The sequence below is a fragment of the Flavobacterium sp. WC2509 genome, assembly GCF_052683105.1.
Genome location: NZ_JBQZFG010000001.1, coordinates 658,952 through 674,868, shown reverse-complemented (window position 1 = coordinate 674,868; position 15,917 = coordinate 658,952). Strand labels below are relative to the sequence as shown.

Genomic DNA, 15,917 nt, shown 5'->3' with positions numbered 1-15,917 from the left:
AAGTTTTTGAGCATTGAAAGGAAAACATACAATAATTAAAAATAATATGATTAAAACAAATAATAAGCAAACCTTCCGGAGTTTTATTATGTTATTATTGTTTACTAACACAATAATGCATGCTCAGATGGAGCCACAATATACCCAATACATGTACAATACTTCGAGTATAAATCCTGCTTACGCTGGATCTCGCGAAGTTTTTAGCATGTTTGGACTGTATCGTAATCAGTGGAATGGTATAGATGGAGCTCCGGTTACTTCCAATTTGGCTTTCAATACACCAATCAAAAAAAGGTTAGGTTTGGGTTTGACAATTATTCATGATGAGATCGGCCCATCTGAGGAGACTGATATTTCTGTAGATTTCTCCTATCATATTCCAATCAATTATAAGTACCAGTTGTATTTTGGATTGAAAGCTTCGGGGAATTTACTTAATATTGATTTTACAAAACTGAACATATATAATCCTGGAAATCCAAGTTTTGAGAATAATGTAGATAATCAGTTTTCGCCTAATGTTGGTGCAGGTGTTTATTTACAGTCAAAGGAATCTTATTTTGGGATTTCTGTTCCTTATTTTTTAGAAACAGAGCATTATGAACGTAATGATAATTCTGTAATTCGGCCTGATTTGCCTTTGTATTTAATGGCGGGATATGTTTTTGATCTGTCCAGTTCTCTACGATTTAAGCCTACATTTCTAGGGACTTTTGTTAATGATGTTCCATTTAAGTATGACATTTCGGCTAATTTTATTTTTATTGATAAATGGACTCTGGGGCTTTCCTATCGAAATAATCAGGTGATGAGTGCTATGGCTGGTTTCCAAATTTCAAATTTACTTTATTTAGGGTATGGTTATGACTTTGAAGTGGGAGATCTTGTTACAAATTATGATGGAACGTATGAGTTTTTTCTGCGATATGAAATTTTTGACAAGACAAAAAGAAACTTTTCAGACAGATTTTTTTAAATACATTATAGGAAATTATTATGCTACAGTAATCGTTTTGCTTTATGCCCCCAAAAAAACAATGATTATCATAAGTCATCAGTTTTTAACTGATAATAGCTTTGACTCCTTGAAAAATAAGGTTACTTTTGCCCCCTTACGAGATGTCTTTTCATTCGTAAACTAAGTTACAAATACTTGTTTTTTTGTAGTAACAGTAAATCCACTTAAATCTTAAAATTAAATATGCTTTTATTTAATGACTGCAGTAATTGCCTCATTATTATAGCTGCGATAAATTTATTGTTCAGGATAGTGGTGATTTGATTTACTTTGTTATATTTGTAACAAAAAATACATATAAAGTTATATTTTAAAATATTTAAAATGAAATTCGGAATTATAAAAGAACGCAAAAACCCGCCAGATCGTAGAGTTGTTTTTTCTCCAAATGAATTAACGAAAATTAAGCAATTGCATCCAGATTGTACTGTAAAAGTGGAAAGTTCGGATATTCGTATTTTTACAGATGCTCAATATCAAAGTATGGGGATCGAAGTGACAAATGATATCAGTGATTGTGATGTGCTTTTTGGAGTAAAAGAAGTTCCTGTTGATGATTTAATTCCTAATAAAGCCTATTTCTTTTTTTCGCATACCATCAAAAAACAACCGTACAACAGAAAGTTATTACAAGCTATTTTAGAGAAAAATATTGATTTGTATGACCATGAAACTATCATAGATTCTCATAATCGCAGGTTAATTGGTTTTGGACGTTATGCTGGAATGGTTGGTGTTTACAACGCTTTTCGTGCTTTCGGAATAAAATTTGAATTGTTCAAAATGCCAAAAGCCGAAACACTTTCAGGCAGAGATGCTTTAATTACACATTTGAAAAGGCAGATTTTACCTCCTTTAAAAATTGTAGTTACCGGAACTGGAAAAGTAGGGAATGGAGCCAAAGAGATTTTGGATGCCATGAAAATCAAAGAAGTTTCGGTTGAGAACTATTTGACTAAAAATTTCACTCAAGCGGTTTATACTCAGATTGATGTTTTAGATTATAACAAAAGAAAAGACGGGCAAGTACTTGATTTTACTGATTTTAATGATAATCCAACTGAATATATTTCGGATTTTGAAAGATTTACAAAAGTGTCGGATATCTATATTACAGGACATTTTTATGCTAATGATGCTCCCATTATATTGACTCGTGAAATGTTGCAAGCCAACGATTGTAAAATAAAAATAGTGGCTGATATTTCGTGCGACGTCAATGGTCCTATCGCTTGTACATTGCGTTCTTCGACTATTGCCGAGCCTTTGTATGGTTATTTGCCGAGCGAAAATAAAGAAGTTGATGTTTTTCATCCAGCCGCGATTGTTGTCATGGCTGTAGATAATTTGCCTTGTGAATTGCCAAAAGATGCCAGCGAAGGTTTTGGTGAAATGTTCTCAGAACATGTCATTCCTGCATTTTTCAACGGAGACAAAGACGGAATTCTGAAAAGAGCTAAAATGACCGAAAACGGAAAACTCACTGAACGTTTCAGTTATTTACAAGATTATGTAGACGGAAAATAATTATAAATGGTTAATTGTGAGTTATGAGTCTGTTGTATTTGAATAAATTTCAAGCAAACAACCATTAACAATTTACAATTAACCATTATTATTTAAACCATATCCTCAGGTTTTACCCATTCATCAAATTCTTCGGGAGTTACATAGCCTAATCGTACCGCTTCTTCTTTGAGTGTTGTTCCATTTTTATGAGCAGTTTGGGCAATTTCGGCCGATTTATAATAACCAATTTTGGTATTCAAAGCTGTAACCAACATCAATGAATTGTTGACCAATTCTTCGATGCGTTTGTAATTAGGTTCTATTCCTTGCGCACAATGTATATCGAAAGAATGGCAAGCATCTCCTAGCAACTCCGCCGATTGTAAAAAATTAGCAGCCATCATTGGTTTAAAGACATTCAGTTCATATTGACCTTGCATACCGCCAACAGTAATCGCCATATCGTTCCCAATAACTTGAGCGCAAACCATTGTCAAGGCTTCACATTGAGTAGGGTTAACCTTTCCTGGCATAATAGAAGAGCCTGGTTCATTTTCGGGAATCAAAATTTCACCAATTCCAGAACGTGGGCCAGATGCGAGCATTCGAATATCATTGGCAATTTTATTCAAAGAAACCGCTAATTGTTTTAGAGCGCCATGAGTTTCTACAATAGCATCGTGTGCCGCCAATGCTTCAAATTTATTGGAAGCAGTCACAAAAGGATGTCCAGTAAATTGCGAAATATATTCGGCAACCTTTACATCGTATCCTTGTGGAGTGTTTAAACCTGTTCCCACCGCAGTGCCACCCAAAGCAATTTGAGATAAATGCGATAATGTATTGGTAACGGCTTTTAAACCATAATCCAATTGCGCCACATAACCCGAAATTTCCTGTCCTAAGGTTAGGGGAGTGGCATCCATCAAATGAGTGCGTCCGATTTTGACAACCGATTTAAATTCGGTGGCTTTTTTTTGAAGTGTATCTCTTAATTTTTGGACATTTGGAATCGTATTTTCGACTACCATTTTATAGGCAGCAATATGCATGGCTGTTGGGAAAGTATCATTAGAGGATTGCGATTTATTGACATCATCATTGGCTTTGATAAAAGGTTCATTTTCGGTAATACTAAGTCCTTTTAGCACTTGAGCGCGATTGGCGATTACTTCATTAACATTCATGTTACTTTGTGTACCTGAACCTGTTTGCCAAATCACAAGTGGAAATTCTTCAGCAAGTTTTCCTTCCAAAATTTCATCACATACCAAAGCGATATAATCTCTTTTTTCAACGGATAAAACGCCTAATTCACAATTGGTATATGCGGCCGCTTTTTTTAGAAAGGCAAAACCTTCTATAATAGCTTTTGGCATGGATGCAGGAGAACCAATCTTAAAATTATTTCGGGAACGTTCGGTTTGTGCTCCCCAATATCTGTCAGAGGGAACCTGTACTTCTCCCATCGTGTCTTTTTCGGTTCTAAAATTCATTTTGTGTATGTTTAATTAATTGAAAAAGAATGTGTTATTGTGTAATTTGTATTAAAGTTACTTGTTTTTTTATTTATAAAATATGTTTTAACTAAAAAAAAGGTATTGAGTAATCAATACCTTTTGTAATAATTTGGATTCCATAAATTTATCTAAAGCCTTGTTTTTTCATCTTAGCAACTTAGAATCTTAGTTTCTTAGTAACTTCTAAAAATTACTTTTTAACGAAATCTCCAGCATTAATAGTAACTATTTTTTTTGGATCAAAATATTTGATGAATGTTGCATTTACTTTTTGAACATCTAAGTTTTTAACTTTGGTTTCAAACTCTTCATAATCTTTAAAAGTTTTTCCTAAATCCATATTTTCTCTTAGCTCACGAACTAAAAACTCATCGGTTCCTAGAACTGTTTGTCTACTTTGTAACCAAGATTTTAGGGAACTATCAAACTCTTCTTTGGTGAAACCTTTGCTAAGTGCTTTTTGAATTTCTTCATTCAAAGCGGTTGTTAACTTATCCTTCATAGTTGGGTTGTAAAAAGCATAAATTCCCCATTCTGTTTTTGGGTCTAAGGTGCTAGATTGCAAATAAGAGCCAGCGCCATAGCTTAATCCTTCAGTCTCACGTAAACGTTGCGGGATTCTAGATGATAAAAAAGAACCGCCTCCTAGTAACTCGTTTGCCATTTCTAATGCAGGATAATCTGGACTTTTTTCACCAATATTTAGATTCATTTTTTCGAGTAAAACAGCATTTGTTTTATCATTAATTTGAATGGTTTTTTCAGTTGATTTTACATCAAAATATTGAGCTGGAATTCTTTTGTAAGCAACCTTTGCAGTCCAATTATCGAAAGTACTGTTCAGGAAATTTTTTATAACCGTTTTATCGATTCCTCCCACGAAGGATGAAATACTGTTTGTACCTCCGTAAAAAGTAGCATAAAAGTTTTTAATATCCTCAATAGTAATTTTGTTTAATGTGGCTAAACTTTCATCTGTAGTTTCAGAGTAAAATGGATGTGTTTTAAGATATAAAGAAGTTAATTTTGTTAGCTCTTCGCTGGCTACAGCTTGTGGTTCGTTTCGGTTTGATTCTATTGCATTTTTGGTTTTTAATTTTAGTTTCTCAAATTCAGCAGCATCAAAAGAAGGATTTTTTAAAATATCCTGAATCAAGTTCAAAGCATTACTAAGATTGGCTTTGTCAGTGCTAATTCGTACATATAAGCCATCTACACTACCAGTAAAACTTAAATTGATTTTGTATTGATCAATTTGATCGTTGATGTCTTTTTTAGTTCTGGTTTTTGTTCCAAGTTTCAACATGCTTGCTGTTAAACCTGCAATCATTGATTTTTGACTTAATGATTTTTCATCTCCCATTCTCAATAAAAGTCGTCCTTCAATTTTATTTCCTTTGGCAGGTTTTTCTAATAGCGCATACTTTCCTCCCGAAGCTAGTTTTCCTTCTTCAGTAGATTTTATAATATTGGCAACAGAGGTTTCAAAGGTAGCAGTGTTGGCTTCCAATTCCTTTCCTTTGTATCCGTTTACTACTGCAGCAATATCTTTAGTCTCTTTTACAGTCGTTCTTTGACTATTCGCATCTGGAATAAAACGTCCCCAAGTTCTGTTGCTTTGTAAATAATATTTTTTAGCAGCATTTTGAACATCAGCAACAGTCAAAGCTTCTATATTATCCCTATTTATAAAAAATAGCCTCCAATCTCCAGCTCCAATAAATTCTGTCATTGCTACAGATAAATTCAAGGTTTTGTTATAGGTATTTTCAAATTGTTTTAGCAATTCATTTTTAGCACGCTTAAGATCATCTTCTGTAAAAGTCATTGTAGGAACGGTATTCATAGTTTCTAAAAAGGCTTTTTGAACGGTATTTATATCCTTGTCTTTGCTGATTTCACAAGCAAAATAACTAAAGGCAGGATCTCTTAATGTTAAAGTATATCCATATACACTAGTTGATAATTTTGTCTCGACTAATGCTTTGTATAAAGCTCCTGAAGGATTATTGGTGATTATGGAAATAAGGGCATCATTGGCAGCATACTCTTTGTCTGAATAACTTGGAGTATGATAAGCCATACCGATATGTTGTAAATCTCCATTTCTTTTAAGCTCAACAAATCGTTCTCCATCCTGAGCAGGCTCTACAGTATACGTTTGTTCAATTTCGTTTTTGGATTTTGGAATAGGAGCGAAGTACTCTTTAATCCAAGAAAGCGTTTTTTTCTCGTCAAATTTTCCTCCAATGATAAGGGTTGCATTATTGGGTTGGTAATATTTTTGATAAAATACTTTTAGTCGATTGGCTTTAACTCGTTCAATATCTTCTTTGCTTCCAATGGTTGATTTACCATAATTATGCCATAAATAAGCAGTTGAAAGAATGCGTTCATTTAAAACGCCAGATGGATCATTTTCATTTATTTCAAACTCATTTCGAACCACACTAAATTCACTATCTAAATCCGATTGCAATATGGCCGAAGTGGTCATTCTATCCGATTCCATATCAAGTGCCCATTTTAAATTTTCATCAGTAGCAGGCAAAACTTCATAATAATTGGTACGATCATAATAAGTGGTACCATTTGCTTGTGCCCCTTTATCGGCAATTGTTTTTTTGATGTCGGTAAATTTAGAGGAACGTTTGAATAACATGTGTTCTAATAAATGCGCCATACCCGATTCTCCATAACCTTCATGGCGAGATCCTACACCATAAATAATGTTTACAACAACATTAGATTGTGCCGCATCTGGAATTAATAAAATTTTTAGTCCATTAGGCAAGCTGTATTCTTTGATACCTTCTACCGAAGTAACAAAAACAGGTTCTTGGGAATAAGAATTTGATATTAAAAACGACAAAAAAGAGAGTGTGAAGAGTAATTTTTTCATATTTTTTTGCAATTTATTTTAAATTTTAATGTAAAAATACTATTATTTTTTGAAAGAATAATCTATTGAATTTTAAAAAACATATTGATTTTAACCTGATTACTTCTTTCGTTTTATAATTCTTTAAATTTATAAAATGTTTCTCATTTAAAAATGAACATTTTATTTTTAAATGAGACTTTATAGTATTGTTTTAGGTAAGATATAAAGCAAGTAATATCATTCACCCAAAAAAAATGTGAGTTGATGTTATTTTAATGGATTTCTTTTGATGGTTTGTTTCAAAAGCCTATTTAATACAAATGGTACGTGGTTGATATTTAATTACATACTATTGCTTAAAAAAAAGAAGTATAAAGAATTTAAAGGGTTACTGATTTAACAATTTCTCAAGGCTTCAATCAGTAAATCAATGTCTTCTGTAGTGTTAAAATGGCTAAAGGAAATGCGAAGACTCGGCTTTTTTATAGCATCAGCAGTAAGAATTTCGGCTAATACATGAGAAGGTCTAATACTACCTGATTGACAGGCACTACCTCTGGAAACCGCTATTCCTTTCATATCCAAATGGAATAGAATCATCGCTGTTTTGCTTTCGTCTAAAGGCAAAAGTACATTGAGTAAATTATAAAAAGTATTTTCTCCATTGATTTTAAAATCAGGAAAATTTGCTTTTAGTTTTTCAATAGTATACTCTTTCAATGAAGTAATATATTGGCTTTCGGTTTCAAGGTTTTGATACGAAAGTTCTAGAGCCTTTGCCATTCCACCAATTTGATGAATAGCTTCGGTTCCTGGTCTAAGTCCTTTTTCTTGTTCACCTCCAAAAAACAAAGGTTGTAAGCCTGAATTTTTTCTAAAAAAGGCAAATCCAACTCCTTTAGGCCCATGAAATTTATGCGCACTGGCCACTATAAAATCAATAGGTGTGTGTTGTAGATCAATTTTGGTTTTTCCAATAGATTGTACAGTATCCGAATGAAATAAAGCATTATGTTCCTGACAAATTTGACTCACTCTATTCAGATCCAAAATAGTTCCTGTTTCATTATTAATATGCATCAATGAAACCAGAGTCTTTTTTTCATCAGATAATAGTTCAACTAAATGCGTCAAGTCCAGTTCACCAGTGGTTTTTACATTTACATAATCTACCTGGATTCCATATTCATTTTGAAGTGCCATTATGGAATGAAGTACGGCATGGTGTTCTATTTTACTGGTAATGATGCGTTCTGTTTTTAAATCTTTTACTGCTGATCGCAAAATCCAATTATTGGCTTCGGTGCCACAAGAAGTGAAAATGATTTCAGATGCTGTAGCGTTCAATTGTTTGGCTATAGATTTTCGGGAAAGTTCAAGAATATTTTTTGCAGTACGCCCAAGACTATGAGTAGAAGAAGGATTACCATAATCTTCGGTTAATAATTTGGTCATTTCTAAAATCACTTCGGGACGAAGTGCTGTAGTAGAAGCGTTATCGAGATATACTTTTTTCATGCTTAAATAGATTTTGAATCTTTAATAATTGCTTTAGATTTATTTTTTCCAAATAAAATCTTCTTATTAAAAATAAGAATAGAAATCAAGATAAGGAAATATGAAATCATTTGAAGCAGACTTACTTCTTCTTTGAAGTAAAAAATTGCCAAAGTAAAATTGATTATTGGATTGATGTACATTAGGATTCCAACTGTGGAGGAATCAAGTCCCTTTAATGCATACAGGTTTAAGAAAAGTGGAATAATTGTAAAAAGCACAACAATACTAAATAAACATGTATAAAATAAAGGTTCCGTTGGAATTGCTCCACTATAACTTGGATAAAAAGGCAGGATAAGCAAGGAAATAAAAAGCAACTGAATGTTCAAAATCAGAAACTTATCCATTTCGCTATTCTTACGTTGACTTACCAAATAGAGCGCATAAGTTGAAGCAACAGCCAGACTGTAAAAAATATCCTGAAAATGATTTAGAGACAGTAAAACACAACTTATCGTACTGATGCCAACCGCAATCCATTTCCATTTGTTTAATTTTTCGCGAAGCAGGAAAAAAGCAAAAACGGTAGTTAGAATGGGACAAATCAAGTAGGCCAATGAACCCGCCTTGACGTTTACATGATTAATCACGTATATAAAAATCAACCAATTGGAAGCCAGGAATAAACTCCCAACTAAGGTTAATATGATGATCTTTTGTTTCTTTTTTTGAGACATTATTTTAAAATCAGCCCAATTTTTTTTGAGATTTTTTCGTCTAAAAATAAGGTTTATGACTGTCAATGCAAATACACTAAAAAACACACGATAAAACAGTATATCTAGAGAAGGATAACTAGATATTGGTTTTAAAGCCAAACTGAAAAATCCCCAGATAAAAAAGGCAATAAAAGCAGCAAGATAATAGTTGTTTTTTTTCATTGAAAAATAATATTCGGTGCAAAGATAAGGATTTCTAAAGTGAATTAATGTGTTTGAAAAGTTGCTTAGAATCTGAGTAACTAAGATTCTAAGATTTTGAATTCAGGAAAATAGTATCGTTAATAAAGCTGAAAAGATGTGTGGGACTGTGTTTGTTCTAAAACTTAGAATCTTAGCTTCTGAGCAACTTAGTAACTCTTTATCCATAAAATAATACGTTTTTGGGGTGTAAAGTTTACGGAACAAATTAAATATTATATTTTTGTTCCAAATAAAGAAATAATGAAACGATTTTTAGGGATTTTATGTTGTGTATTCGCTTTTTCAGGTTGTGATGATGGTGATTTAATAGTGTATACTGTTGATTTTAGTGAAATAGCTACAACTAAGTGCTCAGAGAATAACTTGCTTTATAAACTCAAAGAAAATGAAGCTTTGATATTGAATATTCCAGAAGAAACTTTTGTAAATGATGCTACAGAACCGGGTAATCCAATAAAATTAGATATCAGTTCTACGAATCAAGTGGTGTATAATTTTTATGACGGTAAAGTGTTAGCAGGTAATATTTGTGATTTGATTCCTCCGGCAACTCCACATATTAATAACCAATGGAATGCTAGCTCAGGAGTTGTCGAAATTACGACTGCAACAATCAAATCATTGGATGAGACCAATAATAGTACTAGAATAACGGGATATAAAAACACTATCGTTTTTAAAAATATAACTTTCGCTAAAGGAGATGGGACTACGCAGTTTTACGAAACGTTTAGTTTTGGGGATTACTTAGAAACGGTAACACCATTAGCTTTATCTTTTAATCAATTATTGACTATTTGTGATAGCGGTTTGGTCTATGAATTTAATTCGAGTGAATCGTTAACTCTTAACATTGATCCCGCATTAATAGTAAACGAAGTAACTCCTATCAATCAGCCAAGAATTGGTACAATAGGAGCGGTCAAAAATAAATTAGTTTACCGTTTATTTGAAAATGGTGTATTACAGCCGGATTATTTTTGCAAAGCAACAGATCCATTACTACCAACAATTAAGGAAGAATGGTTAGGAAAAGCTGGGGGTACAATCGAAGTTACAACTACCACTTCAGGACCAAACACTTATAAGCATACTATTATTCTTAAAAATGTAAGTCTTGCAAAAGATAACAGTGATTTCCAATTGGGTACTAGTTATAAATATGGAGAGTTACAAACTGTTAAGCAGTAATAAAAAACTTTTACTATTATAAAAAAACGTCAATACTTTTCGAACATTGACGTTTTTTTATGGAAAACAATTAGAGTTACTTAGTGTTCTGTTTAAAGTAAACTTCGGTAGCGCCTTGACCGTATTTTTGATAATTAGCATCTTGGAAAACGACATTATCATAACGTCCTAGAAGAAAATCCAATTCGGCTTTGAGGATTCCTTCGCCTACACCGTGAATAAAAACAATTTTTGGAATTCGATTACGGATCGCAAATTCAATGTGTCGTTGGGCCGTTTCTGCTTGTAGCGTCAAAATATCATAATTGGACATACCGCGTTTATTGGGAACCAATTTTTCGATATGCAGATCAAATTCAGGAACGGGTAATTCATTCTTGTCTTTTTTTTCTTTTACAAAACTGCGAGGTTTTGGAATTTCTTTTTCCTTCTTGATTTCATTGATATTAATACCTTTGATTCCTTCCATCAAATTGCCAGATTCGCCAATTTTAATAAGCTCGGTGGCATTATAATTCATCACAAAACCATCTGTCGTTTCTATAGTGATCACTTTGTCTTTGACGGATAAAACTACACCATCAACGGCATCATCCAGCACTGAAACTTTATCTCCTTTATTGAACATCGTCTTCGTTATTATCTTGGTTTTTACTTGGAGTTTTGCTGCTTAAACGCATCATTCCCATCATGAAAATGACAACGGCAACCACCATTATGTATACATTTTTATCGGTACTTGTCTGTTCGTAGAACGCAACACCAATGGCCAAAGCCATTATCAGAATTACAATTTTCTTCATCATTTCATTTTGAGGCTTCAAAAATACTAAACTTTAAGAGAGTTTTGTTTAAAGCTGTTGGGATTTTCAAAATTTGATTTGAAAGTCATTGCGAGGAACGAAGCAATCACAATTGCTATATCTATTTTTAAGTTACTTTTGATAGTGTGATTAGCTTCGCTCAGTTCACTTCGTTCGGGTGCTTCGTTCCTCACAATGACTCTGCAAATGTTCTTAATTACCGAAAAACCCTAGCCCTGATAGTAGTGGAAATCCTTGCTGGCCGGTGTTCGGCTAGCAAGATTGAAACGGATAGCAGGAAATAGCTCCTAATTATTCTACTTTATTTATTCCAGTCAATTTTTCTTGAAAAGTACATTACTGCTGCCAATATGCAGAATAAACCAATGCTTCCTACTAATAAAGCGTAGTTTTCTAATTGGATAATGACATAGATAAAGGTGTACAATCCCGTGAGTGAGGCGGCGATAAATAACGGAAATTTACGCCCTTTTAGGATTGAAACGGAGTACAGCGATATCAAAGTAATTACTGCCACAGCTGCAATTAAGTAAGCTTTCATGAAACTGCTGTGTTCTGTGATCGAAATAAGCAGCGTGTAAAATAAAATGAGTGCCAGACCAATCATTGAATATTGAAAAATGTGGATTCTGATTTTGCTAATCGACTGGATTAGAAAGAAAATTAAAAATGTTAAGCCTATTACGAGAAAACCATATTTGGCGGCTCTTTCATTTTGTTGGTATTGGTTTACCGGAATTACAAAATCCACTCCAAAAGCATAGGTTCCTAAATCAGGCAGATTCTCGAAGAATTGCTGTGAAAAAGCTCTGTTGATGTGCAGGATTTTCCAGTTGGCAGTGAAACCGTTGGCATCGATTTTTTTGGTTTTGTCATCTGGAAGAAAATTGCCTGTAAAACTTGGTGAACTCCAGTTGGATTGCATGCTTAGTTGCGTGGTTTTACCAATCGGTACCATTTTTATCTGTTTGCTTCCGTTGTAAGTGATGTCAAAACCGAAGTTGGTTTTAGCTGTTTTTAAAATGCTTTTTAAATCAATAAAATTAGTTTCCAGAGCTTGTGTAGAATCGTTTGGATTTGTGCTGTAAACAGGTTCGAAAGTGAATTTGGTACCGCCAAGGTTAATTTTCACTTCGTCTTTGATGCTTTTTAGATTCGTGGTTTTTATTAAAATTGTGGCTTTGTTCCATTGAATGACTTCGGCAGGGATGTTTTTACTGCTAAAATCGGGCTGAATGTAGTGGCCTTCAAAATTCATTTTGGAACTGTAAACAACCGATTCGTAATTGTTTCGGTTGAGAACTTTGGTCGTTACGTTAGACTTTGCTTTTAAATCTTCGGGAAAGAAATAAGCGTATTTGGTAATTGCTTTTCGCTGTTTTACTGTTTCATTTGTTTTTTGGTTGATTGATACCGTTTCGTCAAAAGTAGTGTAAGGAACTTTTAATATCGGTCCATAGAAATAGACGCTTTCTCCCCATTTATCATTGATTTCGGTAATGACTTCTTCCTGGCGAAACGAACGTTCGGTTATCAGGCTTTTGACAAATTCCAGCGGAATGAGCAATACAAAAGTTAGTATTCCAACCATAATCATTTTGGCGGTATTGGATTGGAAAAATGGTGTTGGAGCTGGGTTTTGATTTTCTGGTGTTTCCATGTTTTCTAGGTTTATAGAGTTAAATTTTATAATAGTTTGAATGAATCTGCAATGAGGTAGTACAAGAATGCCACTGGAATATTGCTTATTAAAATTGAAATTTTTATCCCAATGTATTTCCGCTGTTGTGGACAAATGTAAAAATGATAGAGTAGGTGAGTGAGCATAATAATGTTTAGAAGACCTGCCAGCACAATGAAGATAAAACCAATAATCAGAATAAAAGAATTGTCTTGTAGTGTTAGGAAAAGTATAAAAAACAGGGAGCCAATTGCAAAGCAGCCGAAGGCAAGTTCAGTAGAAGTGCTACCATCAAATGGCTCTTCTTGTGTTAGAGTAGTTTCCATTTTTATTGGTTTATAATTGAATAGATTTTTTTTAACGAAAGAAACAAATAGATGTAAACTCCAAAATAAAAGGAGAATAGCAACGCATGTGCAGATGATACAGTGAGAAATATAGCTCGGACTATTTCAAATGGATCGCTGATGATATCCCAGCTGTTATATCGGAGAATTCTGCCCAGATAGATTCCTACTCCGCATAAAAAGCAGAGTACAGGCATTATTAAATGGGTAATCAGGGTAGAAGTGTAGGTTTTTAGAATGTTTTCAAATTCTATCAGTGAAACGATTCCAAGAGTAAACCCAATTAGTGCATATGAGCTTATGACGATCAAATCAAACCAAAATAAATGGTTACTCGATTGGGATAAATGAATCAAATCGGTAAGAATGTAAAATGAATTTGGTAGAAAAAGTAGCCATATAAAAAGTAGCGAAACTGTTTTGATTTTACTTTTCTGAACCGCAATTTGAGTTTTTAAATAGCTGATAAAAAAGTAAGGCACGAAAGCAAGGAACAGATTCCAAACCAAGAAAAAGAGATAAATAGTATTGGTTAATTTGGCACGGACAATGAGCAAAAGCAAGCAGTAAATTGTAAATAAAAACAAAACGCTGTTAATCTTGCGGTTACTGTTGAATAGTTTGATGATGAGCTGCATAGTATTAGATTTTAGATTTTAAACTTTTGACTTTTGACTTTTGACTTTTGACTTTTGACTTTTGACTTTTGACTTTTGACTTTTGACTTTTGACTTAATGTAAAGTACTTTGAATTTCAAAGTTTAAAATCAAAAAAAATATCTTATCGTTTTTGTATCAATTTTTCAAGGGCATTGATGTGATCTTGGAATGCTTTGCGCCCTTCTTTGGTTGCTCTGTAGCTTGTATTTGGTTTTTTCCCTATGAATTGTTTTTCAATAGCAATATAATTTTCTAATTCTAATGCTTTGGTATGGCTGGCTAGGTTACCGTCGGTAACGCCTAATAACTCTTTCAAAGTACTAAAATCGGCCGATTCATTGACCATCAAAACCGACATGATTCCAAGTCGTATGCGATGATCAAAAGCTTTATTGATATTTTGAATAATATTTTTCAAATCTTAGTAGGTATCTATTATCTTGGTTACTATTTTGGATTGTTCCAGGTTTGATGGCGCTACAACACTTTCCTCGAGCGGAATTTTAGCTCCGTATTTTTCGGCTAATATAGCCTGAACTCTGATATCTTTTAGATTAAAATCTTTTAATTTTTGCAATGGACACAATTCGATTCCAGCTCCGTTTTTGTATATTTTCCAAATCAATTCTGAGCAATATAATTTATCATCAGACCATCCAAAGTATCGATCATACTCTTTGTTATTCAATGATTTTCCATAAACTTTCATTTTCTGAATAGTTTGAGCATTGAGGATTGTTGATGCATTTTTTAATCGGGTAACTACAAAATGATTTTCCTTTCCTCGGGTAATCCAAGCTTCTAGCGGTGTGAATTTCACAGGCTGTACGGCTTCAAAAACATATTTTTTTCCTTTTTCAATAAAAATAATTCCACAATGTGAAAATTTAGAATTAGTCGCTATTTGAATTGCCTCAGCTTGTTTGGATTGTGAAGTTTGAAAAATCATATCTCCCTCTTGAATTTTATCCAATAAATTTATGGGGCGTTCGCCAAAAAGGATATTTCCAAACATCGAATTGGCAATGACCAAAGCACAGCCAAAACTCATCAAAAAGGTAATTATGGCAAATAGATACTTTGATTTTTTCATGTTTGAACTTTTTGATTTCATACTATTCCTTAAATAGTCACTATTTTATTAATTCCGCAGTTATTGTATTTTTTATCTGAATACTATTTTCTAATTCCTATCATACTTAAAATGCATCATACTTCCATAAAGAATGTGACAAACGCCAAAACCTAGAGCCCAAAATTCTAATCCATATCCACAGAATTCAGTTGCCAAAAGGCCTAAAATTATGATGGTGATACCTAATGAACGAACATCTCTTAATGTATATTTACTCGCATTTACGCAAGCTAATCCATAAAAAAGAAGCGTTACAGGAGCTATTAAGCCGTAGTATCCGTGACGCAATAATAACAAACCAAAAATACCTCCAGTTAGTAGTGGAATCAGAAAGTTGATTACCATTCTTTTGGAGGAAGAATTCCAAGCTGTTCCACCTTCTTTTTTTACTTTATTAACAGTTAATAGTAATGCCGTTCCAACAGATAAAAATAAAACACTAAAAGCAGTCAATAGAATATACTTAAATGTATCGCTTTCTAAAGTAATGATGTAATTGTCGTTATTCTGAATTAATTCATGGGCAATATAGGCTCCAATCAAAGCGTATACACCAGCCAAAATTCCAGACAAACCACTCAAAGAAATAAACTGTGAGGATTTGTTCATCATATTTTTGATGTCGCTAATGTCTTGTAAATATTTATCTTTCATGTATAAAG

The 15,917-nt window shown here is 33.2% G+C and carries 15 protein-coding genes; 3 read left to right on the top strand and 12 right to left on the bottom strand.

The window, feature by feature from the left end:
• Window positions 1-46 precede the first annotated feature (46 nt).
• Together ACUN3A_RS02685 and ACUN3A_RS02680 are read left to right on the top strand one after the other, a co-directional pair.
• The gene (locus ACUN3A_RS02685) at window positions 47-979 is read left to right on the top strand and encodes a PorP/SprF family type IX secretion system membrane protein (protein WP_445549811.1); all 933 of its coding nucleotides are present in this window, start codon (window positions 47-49) and stop codon (window positions 977-979) included.
• A gap of 366 nt (window positions 980-1,345) precedes the next feature.
• A complete protein-coding gene (locus tag ACUN3A_RS02680; RefSeq protein ID WP_445549810.1) occupies window positions 1,346-2,548 on the top strand; it encodes an NAD(P)-dependent oxidoreductase in 1,203 nt (400 codons plus the stop codon).
• Window positions 2,549-2,640: 92 nt separating this feature from the next.
• On the opposite strand, the gene fumC is transcribed toward ACUN3A_RS02680, so the two are convergent.
• From fumC to ACUN3A_RS02660, 4 genes are all read right to left on the bottom strand, one after another.
• Window positions 2,641-4,026 (bottom strand): class II fumarate hydratase, encoded by a 1,386-nt coding sequence (fumC, locus tag ACUN3A_RS02675; RefSeq protein WP_445549809.1) that lies wholly within the window; start codon window positions 4,024-4,026, stop codon window positions 2,641-2,643.
• 214 nt (window positions 4,027-4,240) lie between these two features.
• Complete coding sequence (locus ACUN3A_RS02670) at window positions 4,241-6,952, bottom strand: M16 family metallopeptidase (RefSeq protein WP_445549808.1); 2,712 nt, start codon at window positions 6,950-6,952, stop codon at window positions 4,241-4,243.
• Between the two features lie 378 nt (window positions 6,953-7,330).
• On the bottom strand, window positions 7,331-8,452 hold the full coding sequence (locus tag ACUN3A_RS02665; protein WP_445549807.1) for a cysteine desulfurase family protein: 1,122 nt from the start codon (window positions 8,450-8,452) through the stop codon (window positions 7,331-7,333).
• A 2-nt stretch (window positions 8,453-8,454) separates the two neighbouring features.
• Window positions 8,455-9,375: an EamA family transporter gene (locus tag ACUN3A_RS02660; RefSeq protein WP_445549806.1), complete on the bottom strand. Its 921-nt coding sequence runs from the start codon at window positions 9,373-9,375 to the stop codon at window positions 8,455-8,457.
• Between the two features lie 282 nt (window positions 9,376-9,657).
• Between ACUN3A_RS02660 and ACUN3A_RS02655 the strand changes: the two genes are divergently transcribed.
• Entirely contained in the window at window positions 9,658-10,608 is a 951-nt protein-coding gene (locus ACUN3A_RS02655; protein WP_445549805.1) for a hypothetical protein, read from the top strand.
• Window positions 10,609-10,684: 76 nt separating this feature from the next.
• Here the strand turns inward: ACUN3A_RS02655 and ACUN3A_RS02650 are convergent, their stop codons facing one another.
• The 8 genes from ACUN3A_RS02650 to ACUN3A_RS02615 form a co-directional block, all read right to left on the bottom strand.
• Complete coding sequence (locus ACUN3A_RS02650; protein ID WP_445549804.1) at window positions 10,685-11,236, bottom strand: Smr/MutS family protein; 552 nt, start codon at window positions 11,234-11,236, stop codon at window positions 10,685-10,687.
• Window positions 11,226-11,414 (bottom strand): hypothetical protein, encoded by a 189-nt coding sequence (locus ACUN3A_RS02645; protein WP_445549803.1) that lies wholly within the window; start codon window positions 11,412-11,414, stop codon window positions 11,226-11,228. The genes ACUN3A_RS02650 and ACUN3A_RS02645 overlap by 11 nt, the downstream gene beginning before the upstream one ends.
• 319 nt (window positions 11,415-11,733) lie before the next feature.
• A complete protein-coding gene (creD, locus tag ACUN3A_RS02640) occupies window positions 11,734-13,092 on the bottom strand; it encodes a cell envelope integrity protein CreD (protein WP_445549802.1) in 1,359 nt (452 codons plus the stop codon).
• Between the two features lie 26 nt (window positions 13,093-13,118).
• Window positions 13,119-13,439, bottom strand: coding sequence for a hypothetical protein (locus ACUN3A_RS02635; RefSeq protein ID WP_445549801.1), 321 nt, complete (start codon window positions 13,437-13,439; stop codon window positions 13,119-13,121).
• Between the two features lie 2 nt (window positions 13,440-13,441).
• Window positions 13,442-14,098, bottom strand: coding sequence for a DUF1361 domain-containing protein (locus ACUN3A_RS02630; RefSeq protein ID WP_445549800.1), 657 nt, complete (start codon window positions 14,096-14,098; stop codon window positions 13,442-13,444).
• Between the two features lie 143 nt (window positions 14,099-14,241).
• The gene (locus ACUN3A_RS02625) at window positions 14,242-14,538 is read right to left on the bottom strand and encodes a winged helix-turn-helix domain-containing protein (RefSeq protein ID WP_268847092.1); all 297 of its coding nucleotides are present in this window, start codon (window positions 14,536-14,538) and stop codon (window positions 14,242-14,244) included.
• A 3-nt stretch (window positions 14,539-14,541) separates the two neighbouring features.
• On the bottom strand, window positions 14,542-15,213 hold the full coding sequence (locus ACUN3A_RS02620) for a YiiX family permuted papain-like enzyme (RefSeq protein WP_445549799.1): 672 nt from the start codon (window positions 15,211-15,213) through the stop codon (window positions 14,542-14,544).
• A 90-nt stretch (window positions 15,214-15,303) separates the two neighbouring features.
• Window positions 15,304-15,909, bottom strand: coding sequence for a hypothetical protein (locus ACUN3A_RS02615; protein WP_445549798.1), 606 nt, complete (start codon window positions 15,907-15,909; stop codon window positions 15,304-15,306).
• Between the last annotated feature and the right edge of the window lie 8 nt (window positions 15,910-15,917).